The 17864-nt window shown below is 43.1% G+C and carries 12 protein-coding genes; all 12 read left to right on the top strand.

Features of this window, described 5'->3' with window-relative positions; translation table 11 throughout:
* Positions 1-167: 167 nt before the first annotated feature.
* The 12 genes from EL241_RS07615 to polA all read left to right on the top strand — a co-directional run bounded on the left by EL241_RS07615 (position 168) and on the right by polA (position 17856).
* Entirely contained in the window at positions 168-851 is a 684-nt protein-coding gene (locus EL241_RS07615) for a metal-dependent hydrolase (protein ID WP_003755582.1), read from the top strand.
* Positions 852-876: 25 nt separating this feature from the next.
* Positions 877-2178, top strand: coding sequence for a CBS-HotDog domain-containing transcription factor YtoI (gene ytoI, locus EL241_RS07610; RefSeq protein WP_003755585.1), 1302 nt, complete (start codon positions 877-879; stop codon positions 2176-2178).
* 24 nt (positions 2179-2202) lie between these two features.
* On the top strand, positions 2203-3144 hold the full coding sequence (locus EL241_RS07605; RefSeq protein WP_036103868.1) for a DHH family phosphoesterase: 942 nt from the start codon (positions 2203-2205) through the stop codon (positions 3142-3144).
* A 114-nt stretch (positions 3145-3258) separates the two neighbouring features.
* Positions 3259-6591, top strand: coding sequence for a DNA polymerase III subunit alpha (dnaE, locus tag EL241_RS07600; protein WP_036103870.1), 3333 nt, complete (start codon positions 3259-3261; stop codon positions 6589-6591).
* Positions 6592-6855: 264 nt separating this feature from the next.
* Positions 6856-7740, top strand: coding sequence for an acetyl-CoA carboxylase, carboxyltransferase subunit beta (gene accD, locus EL241_RS07595; RefSeq protein WP_115345641.1), 885 nt, complete (start codon positions 6856-6858; stop codon positions 7738-7740).
* Positions 7730-8686, top strand: a complete 957-nt coding sequence (gene accA, locus EL241_RS07590; protein WP_036103873.1) for an acetyl-CoA carboxylase carboxyl transferase subunit alpha — start codon at positions 7730-7732, stop codon at positions 8684-8686. The genes accD and accA overlap by 11 nt, the downstream gene beginning before the upstream one ends.
* A 273-nt stretch (positions 8687-8959) precedes the next feature.
* Positions 8960-9919 carry a 6-phosphofructokinase gene (gene pfkA / locus EL241_RS07585; protein WP_003755590.1) on the top strand — a complete coding sequence of 320 codons (960 nt, stop codon included), beginning with the start codon at positions 8960-8962 and terminating at the stop codon, positions 9917-9919.
* 165 nt (positions 9920-10084) lie between these two features.
* Entirely contained in the window at positions 10085-11842 is a 1758-nt protein-coding gene (gene pyk / locus EL241_RS07580) for a pyruvate kinase (protein ID WP_003755591.1), read from the top strand.
* 235 nt (positions 11843-12077) lie between these two features.
* Entirely contained in the window at positions 12078-12542 is a 465-nt protein-coding gene (locus tag EL241_RS07575; RefSeq protein WP_003755592.1) for a DUF441 domain-containing protein, read from the top strand.
* 72 nt (positions 12543-12614) lie between these two features.
* Complete coding sequence (citZ, locus tag EL241_RS07570; protein WP_003755593.1) at positions 12615-13736, top strand: citrate synthase; 1122 nt, start codon at positions 12615-12617, stop codon at positions 13734-13736.
* 26 nt (positions 13737-13762) lie between these two features.
* A complete protein-coding gene (gene icd / locus EL241_RS07565) occupies positions 13763-15025 on the top strand; it encodes an NADP-dependent isocitrate dehydrogenase (protein WP_172465241.1) in 1263 nt (420 codons plus the stop codon).
* Between the two features lie 197 nt (positions 15026-15222).
* Positions 15223-17856: a DNA polymerase I gene (polA, locus tag EL241_RS07560; RefSeq protein ID WP_126320470.1), complete on the top strand. Its 2634-nt coding sequence runs from the start codon at positions 15223-15225 to the stop codon at positions 17854-17856.
* The last annotated feature ends 8 nt before the right edge of the window (positions 17857-17864 follow it).

Here is a 17864-nt window from a genome sequence, read left to right as displayed (position 1 = left end):
CCTTCAATTACTCTTCCTTATCATAACACGAAGCGACGGCTAGTTTAAAGAATAATGTTGAGTGGTACAAATAATGGAAAAGAGAACTGTTATATAGTAGTTTATCAAAAAAAATGATACAATAAAAAAGTAGAAAAAATTCAAGATGTAGGAAGGAAGTAAGAAAAATGAAAATCACTTTTCATGGTCAATCTTGTCTAAAAATCCAAACAAAAGGAATTGAAATTCTTGTTGATCCATTTATTTCCGGAAACGAAAAATGTGATTTGGAAGTAGAAGCGCAGCAACCTGATTTTATCTTTGTCTCCCATGGACATGACGATCATGTCGGCGACACAGTAGCAATCGCAAAACAAAGCGGCGCAACGATTATTGCCAATGCAGACTTAGCAACTTTCTTTTCATTGGAAGGGGCAGAAAATATCGCGCCGATGCATATTGGCGGAAAGCGGGAATTTCCGTTTGGAACAATCAAATTGACCCAAGCATTCCATGGGTCACAAACGGTAAAAGACGGAAAAATCGTCAACCTAGGTTTTCCGACCGGGGCTGTTTTTACGCTAGAAGGAAAAAACATTTACTTTGCAGGTGATACAGGAATATTCTCCGACATGAAACTGATTGGGCAACTGAATCCCTTGGATCTGGCGTTCTTGCCGATCGGTGACAATTTCACGATGGGACCAGAAGATGCGGCGCTGGCAGCAGAGTTTTTACAAGCTAAAACAGTTGTACCGATGCACTACAACACATTCCCGCTGATCAATCAAGATCCTGAAGCGTTTGTTGGTCTCCTTCCAGAAGGAGTTGCAGGAAAAGTGCTGGCGATCGGAGAAGGATTAGAATTATAAACTATCTAAAGAGCAGGTGTGAAAAATGGCTACCAAGCATGAGCAAATCTTAAAATATATTGAAAATCTTGCGGTCGGGGAAAAAATCTCAGTACGAAAGATCGCAAAAAATCTTTCCGTTAGTGAAGGGACTGCCTACCGCGCGATCAAGGATGCGGAAATCATGGGCTACGTTTCAACAATCAAGCGTGTGGGAACCCTCCGGATCGAGCGCAAGCAAAAAGACAGCATTGAGAAACTGACATTTGCCGAGATCGTCAATATGATCGACGGACAAGTCCTCGGTGGGCGTGAAGGGCTGTATAAGTCGCTTAATAAATTCGTGATCGGGGCGATGACGGTAGAAGCAATGGAACGCTACACGGAAGCAGATAACCTTTTGATCGTAGGGAATCGTGTGAGTGCCCATGAATTAGCGCTGAAACGCGGAGCAGCTGTTTTGATCACCGGTGGTTTCGACACCGAAGAAGCGGTCAAAAAACTAGCGGACGAAAAAGAACTGCCGATCTTGTCGACTTCTTATGATACGTTCACTGTAGCAACGATGATCAATCGAGCGATCTATGACCAATTGATCAAAAAAGAAGTCGTGCTTGTCGAAGATATTTTGACGTCGCTTGAAAACACTGCTTATCTGACGACTGCCGAAAAAGTTTCTGATTGGCATGATAAAGAAGAAGCAACCGGTCACAGCCGTTTCCCGGTAGTCAACAAAGCGATGCGCTTAGTTGGCATGATTACTAGCAAAGATATTTTAGATAAGAATATGACGGCTTCGATCGAGCGAGTGATGACGAAAAATCCGCTGACCGTTGGCGAGAAAATGAGTGTGGCTTCTGCTGCACATATGATGATCTGGGAAGGAATCGAAGTCATTCCGGTTGTCAAAGATGATCTAACGTTAGTCGGTATCGTTAGCAGACAGGATATCTTGAAATCCATGCAGATGATCCAGAAACAGCCACAAGTCGGGGAAACGATCGACGATACGATCGCGAACCAGCTGTTTGAAAAAGAAGACGGTTTTTATGAATTTCAAGTTTCTCCGCAAATGACGAACTCGTTAGGCACGCTTTCTTATGGCGTTTCTGCCCAAGTAGTCGGCGAAGTTGTCCAACAAAAATTGATGGCACTCAAAAAGCGGAATGTGGCTATTGAAAATATCAATATGTATTTCTTAAAACCTATCCAGATGGATGCGCAGCTGCAAGTCCAGCCACGAATTTTGGAAATGGGAAGAAAATCTGCTAAATTAGATGTAGAATTATATTTAGAAGGCATTCTGACAGGAAAAGCAATCGTCACCTGTCAAATGATGGAACGATAGCATACAAGAGTAGGGGTATCTATAATGAAAACAAAAATTTTAGAAGCAATAAAGCAATATGATGTCATTATTTTGCATAGGCATGTAAGACCAGACCCAGACGCATACGGATCGCAAATGGGACTTGCGGAAATTATTCGCGCCAGTTTTCCGGGAAAAGAAGTTTACTCCGTGGGGCAGCCAGAAGAATCGCTTCGTTTCCTAGGTGAGGTCGATACGATCGCCGATGAGAAATATCAAGATGCGTTGGTTATCGTTTGTGATACTGCCAATGAAGAACGGGTTTCCGACCGGCGCTATACTAGCGGAAAACAACTTATCAAAATCGATCATCATCCCAACGATGATCCATACGGTGATTTGCTTTGGGTAGACACAGCAGCTTCTTCTTGCAGTGAAATGATTGTCGACTTTTATGAAACTTTCGCCGCGGAATTGACGCTGAATACTACAGCGGCTCGTCTGCTTTATGCAGGGATCGTTGGCGATACCGGACGCTTTTTATATCCGAGTACAACCGAGAAAACGCTGCGTTTGGCTGCGAAATTGGTCAGCTTTCCATTTGACCGCTCCGCTATTTATGAGCGCCTATATGAACTACCGCGGCCGATCATTCAATTGTCCGGTTATGTGCTGGAACATTTCGAAATGGATGAATATGGGGCAGCGACAGTATATTTGGATGATGCATTATTACAAAAATATGCCGTTGATCCACGCCGTGCCTCGGCACTCGTGTCCATACTGGAAAATGTCGAGGGAATCCGCGCTTGGATCTTATTCATCCAAGAAGGCGAATTTATTCGGGCCCGCCTTCGTTCTAAAGGACCGGTTATCAATGAACTGGCGAAAGAATATCATGGCGGAGGTCATCCGCTAGCATCCGGTGCGACGATTCATAGCCCATCAGAAGTAGAAGCAATGACAAGAAAACTTTCTTTATTATGTCAAAACTATTCCAAATAAGTGAGAGCGGCTCTTCCAATAGAAGAGTCGCTCTCGTATAAATGCGAACGTACTTTCTTTTTTTTGGCTGAACCGATATAATAAAAGAAAAAGGCCAAGAAAGGAGTTTCGATAATGGGATTTGTACATCTCCAAGTAAAAAGTGCATTTGATCTGCTTTCCAGCACAGCCTCGCTTGACGCACTCATTGCGAAGGCAAAAGCGTGTGGATTCGATTCTCTAGCGATCACAGATAAAAATGCCTTATATGGGGCAGTGAATTTTTATGAAAAATGTCAGGCTGCTCAAATTAAACCGATTATCGGAATGACCGTTTCCGTTTATGGCTATATCGATACGACACGTTCTTATGAGTTGCTTTTACTAGCTGAAACTACTGCGGGCTATCAGAACCTGCTTAAAATAGCGAGTGCCATTCAAACTCAAGATGAAAAAGTCCTCCCACTCAATTGGCTGAAAGCTTATGGAAAAGGATTGATTGCGATTTCTCCTGGAGCGACAGGTGAAATAGAGCATCTGTTAATGGATAGTTCTCCTGAGAGTGCTGCTGAAGTAGTAGCATACTGGCAGTCGATCTTTTCACAGAATTCTTTTTTCTTATCGATCCAAGCGGAGAATCCGCGCTTGAAAGAAGCTGTTCAGAATTTCAGTAGCACGCAAGGAATCGATGTTGTCCTTACTAAAGATGTCCAATATCTGGAAGCAGGAGACGTTCGTGCGCAGGAAGTGTTGATGGCGATCCGTGATAATCGAACTGTTGATTACGAAAAATTGCCGCTTGCCGGACCGAATTTCCTTGCTTCTGCTGATGAAATGGCAGCAAGCTTGACTACTGACTTTGAGCAACAAGCTTATGAACAAACGGCGAAGATCGCAGCAAGATGTCAAGTTGAAATCCCAATGGGGCTGCAGCTGCTACCGCGTTTCCCGCTGAGGTCAGGCAGCAATGCCAGTGCGGAATTAGAAAAGTTGGCGCTGGCAGGATTGCAAGAAAGAAATGTTGCAAGAGACAAACGGTATTTAGACCGGTTGCGTTACGAGCTGGATGTTATTACGAAAATGGGATTTCAAGACTATTTTCTGATCGTTTGGGACGTCATGCGTTTCGCCAGAGAAGTAGGGATCCTCACCGGACCAGGGCGTGGTTCTGCCGCAGGATCACTGGTTTCTTATGCTCTTCGGATCACGGATGTGGATCCGATCGCTTATCGTCTGCTGTTTGAACGTTTCTTAAACCCGGAGCGTGTAACGATGCCGGATATCGATCTGGATTTCCCAGATAATCGCCGCGATGAAGTCATTCGCTATGTCGTCGATAAATACGGCGCAGATCATGTTGCTCAGATCGGAACGTTCGGGACATTAGCTGCAAAAGCGGCGATCCGCGACACGGCAAGAACGTTTGGATTGAATGCAGTGCTACTTTCCGAATGGTCGAAAATGATCCCTAGTCAACTTGGGATAACATTAAAAGCAGCGCGTGAACAGAATCCGCGGTTAAACAGTCATATCCATTCTTCCCATGTCAATGAGATGATCTGGGAGATCGCAGAGAAATTGGAGGGACTGCCGCGCCATATCTCCACACATGCTGCCGGAATCGTTATCAACGATGAACCGCTTGTTACCTATACACCCGTTCAGTCGGGAAGTGGAGATGCACGTTTGACGCAATATGCGATGGGCGAGCTAGAACGTATCGGTCTTTTGAAAATGGACTTTTTAGGACTGCGGAATCTCAGCTTGTTGGATCGGATCTTGAAAATCGTCAATTATAATCGTACGAAGCCGCTCACGCTAGCGGATATTCCACTGGAGGACAAGGCGACGCTGAATCTTTTTCAAAAAGGAGACACAACCGGAGTCTTTCAATTCGAGTCAAGTGGGATTCGGCGTGTCCTTCGCAAACTGAAGCCGACTTCTTTTGAAGATATCGTTGCGGTCGATGCCCTGTATCGTCCCGGTCCAATGGAACAGATCGATACTTTCATTGCCCGCAAGCATGGGGAAGAAATGATCGTTTATCCGCATGAGGATCTGAAGCAGATCTTAGATGTCACGTATGGTGTTATCGTTTACCAAGAACAAATCATTCAAGTGGCGAACCGGATGGCTGGTTTCTCGCTAGGAGAGGCAGATATCCTTCGCCGTGCAGTGAGCAAGAAAAAGCGGGAAGTTTTAGACGGCTTTCGCAAACAATTTGTCTCCGGCGCAAATGCAAATGGTTATGCGGAGACGACGGCCAATGAAGTGTATGATCTGATCGTTCGTTTTGCCAATTACGGCTTCAACCGCAGTCATGCTGCTGCGTATTCCAAGATCGCTTTCCAACTAGCTTATTTAAAAGCGCATTATCCAGCAGCTTTTATGTCCTCTCTATTGAGTTCTGTATTTGGGAACGATGAGAAAATCGCCCAGTACGTAACGGAAGCGAAAAACTATGGAATCGAGATGCTTGCGCCAAGCGTCAATAAAAGTGGCTATTATTTCCAAGTAGAACAGGAGAACAAGATCCGCTATAGCTTGCGTATCATTCGAAAAGTGCCAAATAAATTTATTTTAGAGCTCTTGAATGTCAGAAAACAAGGGGGCCCGTTTGCTGATTTCTTCGATTTCTGTGAGCGTATGCCAAATAATATGCTGACCCACCAAGTTTTAGAAGCGCTGATCTATGCAGGAGCATTTGACGAATTCGGTAAAGATAGAGCGGTCCTTATGGCTTCTATTGAGGCAGGACTCCAATATACAGATCTTTTCGGTGAATCGGAAGCAGGAATGAATCTCTTTGCTACAGAAGATTCTTTCTTAAAGTCGATGAAGCCGAAATATCGGGAAGCGGATCCGATGCCGATGGATACAAAACTAGATAAAGAAAAAGAATTTACCGGTCAATACGTTTCCGCACATCCTGTTACTTCCTATCAACAAGTAGCGCAGACACTTGCGGTTACAGAACTTGCTGATGTGACGAATGGAAATTCTTACGCCATTGCAGTGTATGTACATCAAATCAAGACGGTTCGCACGAAAAAAGGGTCGCAGATGTGCTTTTTAACCATCAGTGATGCCTCCAAGGAATTTCGGGCTGTGGTTTTTCCAGAAGTATATGCAAAGGCGCAAGCAATCATCCAAAAAGGTGCGATCTTGCTGCTGAAAGTAAAAGTAGAGGATCGTAACGGGGAGATGCAAGCTGTTGTGAACAGTATCCAAGATATGAAAACACTCGAGCCTGCCAAACGGCTTTTCTTGAAAATCGCCACAGCTGAAGAACTGAATATGGTCAAAAAGATCTTACTCCAAAATGCCGGTGACCATGCCGTTATCGTTTATCATGCCGGGGAAAAGCAGACGCTACAACTGCAAAATAAATTCTCCGTAAACGGCTCGGAAAACTTGCTGCACCAATTAAAACAGACGTTAGGCACCGAAAATGTCGTTTGGAAATAAGGTTTAAATTTCCTATCTTTCCAAAAAGTATGGTATAGTGTAAAATGGAATTTATTTGTTAAGAATCTTTTTCTTTATCTTTCGGCGGGATGGCGGTTGTTCATTTCTGAGGAGAAGGGCTAGTATTGGCGCGAGCACCAAGCAAGACCTTTTCATGCAGAAGGAAGGCACTGTTGTCTCGCTGAGATCAGTTTTTGTTTGAAAAAGTATCATGCACTTATTAGATTTAAAATTATAGAAAGCGTAATGGGGAGGTTTTTTTCCTTGTTAGGAGATTTGTTTACAAAGCCGAAAAAAAGGAAGTATGCAAGTGTGTCAGCTAGTGGGGCCAAGACAGAAGTACCAGAAGGCATCATGACAAAATGTCCCGACTGTAAGAAAATCATGTACACCAAAGAACTGCAAAAAAACAAAATGGTATGCAGCCATTGTGGATATCATCATCCAATAGGGGCAATGGCTCGTATCGAGATGCTCGTTGATGAAGGTTCTTTTCAAGCGTTGGATGCAGATCTTACGACCGCTAACCCGCTTGGGTTTGACGATTATATGGATCGCATCGAGAAAGATAAGAAGAAAACCGGATTGAACGAAGCGATCGTGACTGGACATGCCAAACTGGATGGTGTTCCATTTGTTGTTGCTGTCATGGATTCCAGATTCCGGATGGCAAGCATGGGATCTGTCGTAGGTGAAAAGATTCTTCGTGCTGTGGAAGAAGCAGATCGGACCAAAGAAGCATTCATTATTTTCACCGCTTCAGGTGGTGCCAGAATGCAAGAAGGAATGATCTCGCTGATGCAAATGGCGAAAACTTCTGCTGCCTTCAAACGCTTCAGCAATCATGGCGGACTTGCGATCACGGTTATGACGCACCCGACAACTGGTGGAGTTTCTGCTAGTTTTGCTTCCCTTGGTGATTTTAACTTTGCTGAGCCAAAAGCATTGATCGGCTTTGCAGGACGCCGAGTAATCGAACAGACTGTTCGCGAAGAGTTACCAGAAGACTTTCAAACTGCTGAATTTTTATTGAAACATGGACAGTTGGATGATGTTATTTCCAGACTCGATATGAACGAGAAGCTGGCATTCATTTTGCAAGTCCATGCTCCAAAGGATGAGGAAGTAGGTGAACAGGATGGCGAGTGAATTAGAATTTGAAAAACCGATACTCGAACTCAAAGAGAAGATCACCGATTTAAAAGAGTATAATGAAAATGCGGAAGTGGATTTGACCCGCGAGATCGAAAAGCTGGAAAAACGTCTGGCTAAGCTAGAAACAGATATCTATGGCAACATGACAGCTTGGGACAAATTCCAAGTAGCGAGACATCCTGAACGCCCGACTACGCTAGACTATATCCCTTATCTGTTTGATAATTTCATGGAGCTGCATGGCGACCGGGCCTATGGTGATGATGCGGCTATCGTTGGCGGTATCGCGACCTTTAAAGGCACACCGGTAACCGTTATTGGTCACCAACGCGGGAAAGATACTAAAGATAATCTTGTCCGCAATTTCGGGATGCCACATCCCGAAGGCTTCCGCAAAGCACTTCGCTTGATGAAGCAAGCGGATAAATTTGGTCGCCCGATCATTTGTTTTATCGATACAAAGGGTGCTTATCCAGGTCGAGCTGCCGAAGAACGTGGCCAAAGTGAAGCAATCGCACGGAACCTATATGAAATGAGCGACATGAAAGTGCCGATCATTTCCATCGTTATTGGGGAAGGCGGAAGTGGCGGGGCGCTGGCACTAGGTGTCGGCAACCAGATCTTTATGCTAGAGAATGCGGTCTTTTCCGTTATTTCTCCAGAAGGCGCTGCAGCGATCCTTTGGAAAGATGCGAGCAAAGCCCAAAAAGCGGCAGAATCTATGAAGATCACGGCCGATGATCTATATGAACTGCAGATCACGGATGGTATTATCCCAGAAGTGAAAGGCGGCGCGCATCGCGATTTAGAGGAACAAGCGAAAGCAATCGAAAAAACACTGAGTAAAGCGCTTCATACATTGACAGCTCTTTCAAAGGAGCAATTGGTGGAACAGCGTTATAATAAATTCAAAAAAATCGGCGTCTATGAAGTCGAATAAATAACAATGAGGAAAGAAACGCCTAGAGTCGCAGTTCTTCCCTCGTTTTTTTGTAATTAGTGAAATATTTTTCAAAGTCACGAGAAGGTAGACCAATTCCCGAACGCCCTAATGAAAAACGTTTTCATTGTCTATTCCAATCATCCAGAATAAGAATGAAAGTAGAAAACATTTGAAAAAACGCCGGAATCCTGCTTTCCATTTACATTGTTTTCATGTAAAATGAAATACGAAGAATGACAAATAATATCATTTTCTAAGGTGGTAGAAAAAATGAAACGAATTGCAATTTTAACAAGCGGAGGCGACGCTCCAGGAATGAATGCTGCTGCACGTGCAGTAGTACGTAAAGGGATCAACGAAGGGCTGGAAGTTTACGGAATAAATTACGGCTTTTTAGGTCTTGTCAACGGAGATATCCATAAACTGGAACTTGGTTCAGTAGGAGATCTTTTGCATCGTGGAGGAACTTTCTTATATTCCGCACGCTATCCAGAATTTGCGACAGAAGAAGGTCAGCTTAAAGGAATCGAACAACTGAAAAAACACGGCATCGAAGGATTAGTCGTAATTGGTGGCGACGGTTCTTATCATGGCGCAGAGGCGCTTACGAATAGAGGATTCCCAACAATCGGCGTACCGGGAACGATTGATAATGATATTTGTGGAACAGACTTTACGATCGGTTTTGATACAGCACTTAATACAGCGCTCGACGCACTGGATAAAATCCGTGATACAGCGACAAGTCATGAACGTACTTTTATTATTGAAGTAATGGGACGCGACGCTGGCGATATCGCACTTTGGTCTGGATTAGCTGGCGGTGCAGAAGCGATCCTTATTCCTGAAGAAGAATTCAGCATGGATGATGTTGTCGGACGTTTGAACCAAGGACGTGCTCGTGGTAAAAAACACAGCATTATCGTTGTTGCAGAAGGCGTTATGAGCGGAAACGAATTTGCGGAACGCTTGGCTGAATATGGCGATTATCATGCACGTGTATCTGTTTTAGGTCATATGCAACGTGGGGGAAGCCCGACTGCATTCGACCGTGTACTTGCAAGCCGTTTAGGCGCTCGTGCAGTAGAATTACTATTAGAAAACCGCGGCGGTCTAGCTGTCGGTATCCGTAATAACCACATTACAGAAAATAACATTACAGAAATTTTAAAAGAAAAACACACATTGGATAAAGATTTGTTCAATCTAGCATCGATTTTATCCATCTAAGACAGAGAAGGCTGCCCATAATGGCGGCTTTTCTGCTGCGCGTATGGAATCGTAGTATTGCGATGTTTTTCACAAATAAGCAGACCTTACTAGGTTGTAGCTGGTAAATTAGTTTGTTTATGTATATAATGAAGAGGAATAGGTAGTTCTAGGAGGAGTATTAACATGAAAAAAACTAAGATCGTTTGTACTATTGGGCCAGCCAGTGAATCGATAGATACATTGGTAAAATTGATTGAGTCGGGAATGAACGTTGCTCGCCTTAACTTTTCCCATGGTGACTATGAAGAACACGGTGCTCGAATCGAAAATATTCGCAAAGCATCTGAACAAACAGGGAAACAAGTAGCTATTTTATTAGATACAAAAGGCCCTGAAATCCGCACGAATGATATGGCAGGCGGCAAGTTAGAATTCGCTACTGGAGATATCGTACGCGTAGCAATGGAAGAAGTAGAAGGAACAAAAGAAAAATTCTCCGTTACTTACCCACAATTATTCGATGATGTAGAAGTTGGATCTTCTATCTTACTTGATGATGGATTGATCGCGCTGGAAGTAACTGAAAAAGATGCTAAAAACCGCGAATTAGTAACGAAAGTATTGAATCCAGGCGTATTGAAAAACAAAAAAGGCGTTAACGTGCCAAATGTTTCGATCAACTTGCCAGGTATCACTGAAAAAGATGCTAACGACATTCGTTTTGGTTTAGGTCAAGGAATCGACTTTATCGCTGCTTCTTTTGTACGACGTGCATCAGATGTACTGGAAATCACGAAAATTTTAGAAGAAAATGATGCGACTCACGTTCAAATCATCCCTAAAATCGAAAACCAAGAAGGTGTCGACAACATCGACGAAATCTTGCAAGTATCGCAAGGCTTGATGGTTGCTCGTGGCGACCTTGGAGTTGAGATCCCAGCGGAAGAAGTTCCAATCGTTCAAAAACAATTGATCAAAAAATGTAATAAATTAGGTAAACCTGTTATTACTGCTACACAAATGCTAGATTCGATGCAGCGCAACCCGCGTCCAACTCGTGCGGAAGCAAGTGACGTTGCCAATGCTATTTTCGACGGAACAGATGCGATCATGCTTTCTGGTGAAACAGCAGCTGGGGATTATCCAGTAGAAGCAGTTAAAATGATGGCGCAAATCGCGATCCGTACAGAAGAAGTGATTTCGACACAAGACAAAGTAGCGCTTAAAATGCATGAAAATACAGATATGACGGAAGCAATCGGCCAAGCAGTTGGTCATACGGCGCGTAACCTAGATGTTCATACGATCGTTGCTGCGACACAAAGCGGTCACACAGCGCGCATGATCTCTAAATACCGTCCGAAATCGCATATCGTTGCCGTAACATTCAACGAACATGTATATCGCAGCTTGGCGTTGTCATGGGGTGTTTACCCTCGTTTAGCAGAGCCAGTTTCCAACACGGATGAAATGTTTGAATTAGCTGTGAAAGAATCTGTTGATTCCGGAATCGCGAAACAAGGCGACTTGATCATCATTACGGCTGGTGTACCAGTTACAGAAAGTGGTACAACTAACTTGATGAAGATCCAATTGATTGGTGAAAAAGTAGTCAAAGGCCAAGGGATCGGCGACAAATCCGTAAGCGGAAAAGCAATCGTTGCCAAATCCAATAAAGAAGCTTTAGCGAAGGCAGAAGAAGGCGGCATCCTTGTTGTAAAAACAACGGATAAAGAAATTCTTCCAGCAATCGAAAAAAGCGTAGCGATCATCGTAGAAGAAGGTGGACTGACAAGCCATGCAGCTGTTGTAGGAATCAACTTAGGTATTCCTGTTGTTGTTGGTGCAAAAGATGCCACTTCTCTAATCAATGATGGGGAAGTAATCACGGTTGACTCACGTCAAGGCAGTGTCTACAATGGTAAAACATCAACTCACTAAAATAATGATCATCGACCGGTAAAGCCTTGTGCTTTGCCGGTTTTTTTATTTCCATGTCTAAATTACCGAAATTGAGGTATAATAACTGAAATAAGAACTGCAATTTGAGTTAGTTTCAATTGTTTTTTCTTATGTTATATAGAAAATAACATAAGGTTTACTTTATGACATTTAGTGATTTTATGTTATAATTACTTCTATCTTGCGAGTTTGCAAGTTTGAAAGGTGTAATGGAATGTTTTCAGAAAGCATGTTATTTTTATTACTTTTTTTACTCCTTGGTTTAATAGCGAAGAACAATTCATTGATTATTGCTGTCGTGGTCGTTTTGTTATTAAAAATTTTCCATGTTGATGGCAAGATCTTAGAAACGATCCAAGCAAAAGGTATTAATTGGGGAGTAACGATCATCACGATTGCGATCTTGATTCCAATTGCCACGAATCAAATCGGCTTGAAAGATCTGATTGAATCTTTTAAGTCCGCAGCTGGTTGGATTGGCTTAACAGCGGGGATCCTTGTGTCGATTCTTTCTAAAAAGGGTGTCGGCTATATGTCCGTTGATCCGCAAATCACTGTCTCGCTTGTTTTCGGGACGATACTAGCTGTTGTACTTTTCCGCGGAATCGCTGCTGGACCAGTTATTGCTGCGGGAATAGCGTACATAGCCATGCAAGTGGTTGGTTTTATCGGTAGATGAGGTTTGTGAAATACACGAATAGTGCAAAGTCTTCTAAAGAGGGCTTTGCATCTTTAAAAGGAGGAATAAATCATGCCACTTTCTAAAGGATTAGAAAATGTCTACGTTGCTGAAACATCGATCAGTTCCATTGTAGATGATACGCTGACTTATGTTGGCTATAGTATCGACAATTTGATGGAGAATGATGCGTCATTTGAAGAAGTGATCTATCTTCTTTGGCACCTGCGCTTGCCGAATGCGAAAGAACTGAAAAAATTCCAAGAAGAAATTGAAGCAAATATCGAAGTTTCCGAAACGATTATTACTAGCCTACGAATGCAGAACCACCAAAATTTGCATCCGATGAGTGTTTTGCGCACAACGGTATCGATGCTTGGGGTATTTGATACGGAGTCGGAACTGGAAGACGGGGAAGCGGTATACCGTAAGGGACTGCGATTACAAGCGAAAATGCCTACGATCGTAGCTGCTTTTTCAAGGATCCGCCGCGGATTAGATCCAATCGCGCCCAAAAAAGGACTTTCGATGGCTGCAAACTTTTTGTATATGCTGACGGGAGAAGAGGCAGATGAACTTTCTGTAACTGCCATGAATAAGGCACTTGTTTTGCATGCTGATCATGAGTTCAACGCTTCCACCTTCACTGCCCGCGTTTGTGTAGGAACCCTTTCGGATGTCTATTCCGGAGTCACTGCTGCGATCGGCGCATTGAAAGGACCGCTTCATGGCGGAGCAAATGAACGTGTTTTCGATATGCTCGAAGACATCGCCGAATTAGAGAATGTCAGATCCTATATCGGGAATAAAATCGACAATAAACAAAAAATCATGGGATTTGGTCATCGCGTGTACCGAAATGGTGATCCAAGAGCAAAATATCTACAAGAAATGTCTCAAAAAGTAACAGCTGAATCTGGTGAAGAAAAATGGTATTTGATCTCGAAAGAAGTAGAACAAGTCGTATGGGAATTAAAACATTTGCATCCGAACGTCGACTTTTATTCGGCTTCGCTCTATCACGCGCTCGGAATCGATCATGATCTGTTTACACTTGTCTTTTCTGTAAGCCGTGTATCCGGTTGGCTAGCACATATTTATGAACAATATCGCGATAACCGTCTGATCCGTCCACGTGCGATTTACGTAGGACCGGAAAACAGGGAATATCAACCAGTTGAAAAACGCTTGTAATAAAGGAGGAAAAGCAAGATATGACTATTGGTGAAAAAATTCAAGTAGAACAAGGGACATTACATACCCCGAACAATCCGATCATTCCGTTTATTGAAGGGGATGGGACAGGAAGAGACATTTGGCGTGCGGCGAAGCGAGTATTAGATGCAGCAGTCAAAACGGCATATAAGGGTGAGAAAGAAATTGTCTGGAAGGAAGTATTAGCTGGGCAAAAAGCTTTTGACACGACTGGGGAATGGCTTCCAAAGGCAACATTAGATACCATTCGTGAGTATCTGATCGCAATCAAAGGCCCTCTAACAACACCGATCGGAGGCGGGATCCGTTCGTTGAATGTAGCGCTTCGTCAAGAACTCGATCTTTATGTATGTCTGCGCCCAGTTCGTTATTTCGAAGGAGTTCCTTCTCCAGTCAAACGTCCAGAAGATACGGACATGGTGATTTTTCGGGAAAACACGGAAGACATCTATGCGGGGATCGAATTTGCAAAAGGAACAGAAGAAGCTGAAAAGCTGATCGCTTTCTTGAAAAAAGAGTTTGGCGTGAACAAGATCCGTTTTCCAGAGACATCCGGGATCGGTATCAAGCCGATCTCACAAGAAGGAACGGAACGGTTAGTGCGTTCTGCGATCGACTATGCGATCAAAGAAGGCCGTAAATCGGTTACTTTGGTCCATAAAGGAAACATCATGAAGTTCACAGAAGGAGCCTTCAAAAACTGGGGCTACGAATTAGCAGAACGGGAATATGGTGACCAGGTCTTCACGTGGAATGAATATGACCGTATCAAAGAAGAAAAAGGGATCGAAGCAGCTGATAAAGCGCAAACACTTGCTTTAAATGCTGGTAAGATATTGATCAAAGATTCGATCGCTGACATCTTCTTGCAGCAGATTCTCACAAGACCAGCTGAATTTGATGTTGTGGCTACGATGAATCTAAACGGCGATTATATTTCTGACGCGCTTGCTGCCCAAGTCGGCGGAATCGGGATCGCTCCGGGAGCTAATATCAATTACGATACCGGTCATGCTATTTTTGAAGCAACGCATGGAACAGCACCTAAATATGCAGATCTTGATAAAGTGAATCCATCCTCTGTCATCCTCTCTGGAACATTGTTGCTAGAGCATATCGGTTGGAGCGAAGCAGCAGAATTGATCACGAGATCTATGGAGAAAACGATTGCTTCTAAAGTCGTGACTTACGATTTTGCCCGCTTGATGGAAAATGCTTCTGAAGTTAAATGTTCGGAATTTGCGGATGAATTGATTAAAAATCTATAATATAGAGATTTTAAGCGATCTATAACTAGTCTGTAATTTTGATTTTAGATAAAAACATTCAGTTAATGAGAAATAACTTCTTAGCGAATTTGCTGAGAAGTTATTTTTTGTGACAAGCAATGCGACCGCAAGTGTTTTTCCCCTATACCTATGTTAAAATAAAGATATTGAAGCAAGAAACAAGGAGGATATCCCTGATGAATAAATTGATTTTGATTGATGGTAACAGTATCGCGAATCGCGCATTCTATGCATTGCCACTCTTAAATAATGATAAAGGTGTCTATACAAATGCTGTTTACGGCTTTGCAATGATGCTGATGAACGTGATCGAAAAGGAAAAGCCGACACATGCACTAGTTGCATTTGATGCAGGGAAAACGACGTTTAGACATAAAACTTTTAAAGCATATAAAGGCGGCCGCCAAAAAACACCAAGCGAACTTTCCGAACAATTCCCCTTTATTCGCGAACTGCTAGATGCTTACAGTATTGCCCGTTATGAATTGCCCGACTATGAAGCAGATGATATTATCGGTACGCTTGCTCGCGAGGCAGAAAAGGAAGCGTTTGAAGTCATCGTGATCACAGGAGATCGTGACTTGACACAACTTGCTTCAGCGCACATCACGGTCTATATCACTAAGAAGGGTATCACCGATATGGAAAAAAATACGCCCGAATCTCTTCAAGAAAAATATCAATTAACACCAGCACAGATTATTGATATGAAGGGCCTAATGGGAGATTCCTCCGATAACATTCCCGGAATTCCAGGAGTTGGCGAAAAAACAGCGCTCAAGTTGTTACATCAATACGGTGGGACGGTCGAAAGTGTATTGGAACATGCTTCTGAGATTTCCGGCAAAAAATTGCAGGAAAAAGTGATGGAAAATAAAGAACTAGCGCTACTAAGTAAAGAATTAGCAACAATCAATACCGAAGCACCTGTCGAAGTAAAAATCGCGGATACAGCTTATTCCGGCTATGATACCGAAAAAGTTATTCCGTTGCTTAAAGAAATGAACTTTACATCCTTGCTGAAAAATATCAGTGCAGAGGATCCGGAAGAAGAGAAAATAGAGCTACAAGGGATCGACGTAACGATCAAAACCGATGTTTCACCTGAGGATTTCGGGAAACACACCTCTTTTTATATCGAATTACAAGGAGAAAATTATCACACCGCTGACATTATCGGCGTGGCAATTTCTTCCGATAAAGGAAATTTTTATTACAGCGCGGCAACGATCCAAAACAGCACTGCGTTTGCAGATTGGATCAGCGACCCCAATCAGACAAAAGCCGTATACGATGCCAAAAAAACAATGGTCACATTAAATCGTTTAGGACTGCCATGCGAAGGGATCTTGTTCGACTTTATGCTCGCTTCATATGTGCTCGATCCTTCTCAGACGATCGACGATTTCGCTAGTGTAGCCAGTCGTTATGATTATACGCAAGTAGAGGCAGATGAACTTGTTTTCGGTAAAGGAGCAAAATACAATGTTCCAGACGAAACGAAAGTTGCAGATCATTTGGCCCGCAAAGCAGTAGCTATTGCCAAGCTTGAACAAACAGTCAATGAATCGCTGGAAAAAAATGAGCAGTTGGAACTTGTGGATAACTTGGAATTACCTCTGACATTTGTCCTTGCGAAAATGGAAATGGAAGGCGTTCGTGTTGATACGGAGCGCTTAGAAGAGATGAAATCAGAAATGGCAGCGCGTCTGCAAACAATCGAATCTAGCATTCATGAACTTGCTGGAACGACTTTCAATATCAATTCACCAAAACAACTAGGTGTGATTTTATTTGAGACGCTTGGCCTGCCGCCAGTCAAAAAAACAAAGACTGGTTACTCGACGGCTGCAGATGTTTTAGAAAGCCTCTCTGGTAAGCACCCGATCATTGATGAGATCCTGTTATATAGACAATTAGGTAAGATCCAATCCACCTATGTGGAAGGACTGCTAAAAGTGACTGATAAAAAGACAAGCAAAGTCCACACTCGTTTCAACCAAACACTGACACAAACAGGACGTCTGAGTTCTGTTGATCCGAACCTGCAAAACATCCCGATCCGCTTAGAAGAAGGCCGGAAGATCAGACAAGTCTTCGTTCCAAGCCATCCAGGCTGGAAAATGTTTTCTGCCGATTATTCGCAAGTAGAATTACGGGTGCTAGCCCACATTTCCCAAGATGAAAACTTAGTCTATGCCTTTAGAAACGATTATGATATCCATACGAAAACAGCTATGGATGTTTTCCATGTTTCGGAAGAGGAAGTGGACAGCTTGATGAGAAGGCAAGCGAAGGCAGTCAATTTCGGCATCGTTTATGGTATCAGCGATTATGGTCTATCGCAGAACCTTGGAATCACCCGAAAAGCGGCAAAAGATTTTATTGATCGTTATTTCGCTAGCTATCCAGATGTAAAAGTCTATATGGAAGAGATCGTCCGTTCTGCCAAAGAAAAAGGGTACGTGGAGACGATCTTGCATAGACGTCGCTATATTCCAGAAATCACCAGTCGTAATTTTAATGTCCGCAGCTTTGCTGAGCGAACAGCGATGAACACGCCAATCCAAGGAAGTGCAGCTGATATCATCAAACAAGCGATGCTACTCATGGATGAACGCTTAGAGTCCGAACAAATGGAAGCAAAATTACTGCTCCAAGTACACGATGAATTGATTTTTGAAGCACCGGAAGCAGAAATCGCAAAATTAGCCGAGATCGTTCCAGATGTTATGGAAAATGCCGTAGCACTTTCGGTACCGCTGAAAGTAGACAGTGCCCATGGCGACTCTTGGTACGATGCAAAATAAGTAGAAAA

The sequence above is a fragment of the Listeria grayi genome, from assembly GCF_900638015.1.
Classification (GTDB): domain Bacteria; phylum Bacillota; class Bacilli; order Lactobacillales; family Listeriaceae; genus Listeria; species Listeria grayi.
Note: the sequence above shows the minus strand (reverse complement) of the source record. Positions and strands in the feature narration are given on the sequence as shown.

What these genes read in the sequence shown, in the direction of transcription:
- pfkA (WP_003755590.1), top strand. Translation starts at nt 8,960, where the DNA reads ATGAAACGAATTGCAATTTTAACAAGCGGAGGCGACGCTCCAGGAATG.
- EL241_RS07605 (WP_036103868.1), top strand. Translation starts at nt 2,203, where the DNA reads ATGAAAACAAAAATTTTAGAAGCAATAAAGCAATATGATGTCATTATT.
- pyk (WP_003755591.1), top strand. Translation starts at nt 10,085, where the DNA reads ATGAAAAAAACTAAGATCGTTTGTACTATTGGGCCAGCCAGTGAATCG.
- polA (WP_126320470.1), top strand. Translation starts at nt 15,223, where the DNA reads ATGAATAAATTGATTTTGATTGATGGTAACAGTATCGCGAATCGCGCA.
- accA (WP_036103873.1), top strand. Translation starts at nt 7,730, where the DNA reads ATGGCGAGTGAATTAGAATTTGAAAAACCGATACTCGAACTCAAAGAG.
- citZ (WP_003755593.1), top strand. Translation starts at nt 12,615, where the DNA reads ATGCCACTTTCTAAAGGATTAGAAAATGTCTACGTTGCTGAAACATCG.
- EL241_RS07615 (WP_003755582.1), top strand. Translation starts at nt 168, where the DNA reads ATGAAAATCACTTTTCATGGTCAATCTTGTCTAAAAATCCAAACAAAA.
- ytoI (WP_003755585.1), top strand. Translation starts at nt 877, where the DNA reads ATGGCTACCAAGCATGAGCAAATCTTAAAATATATTGAAAATCTTGCG.
- EL241_RS07575 (WP_003755592.1), top strand. Translation starts at nt 12,078, where the DNA reads ATGTTTTCAGAAAGCATGTTATTTTTATTACTTTTTTTACTCCTTGGT.
- dnaE (WP_036103870.1), top strand. Translation starts at nt 3,259, where the DNA reads ATGGGATTTGTACATCTCCAAGTAAAAAGTGCATTTGATCTGCTTTCC.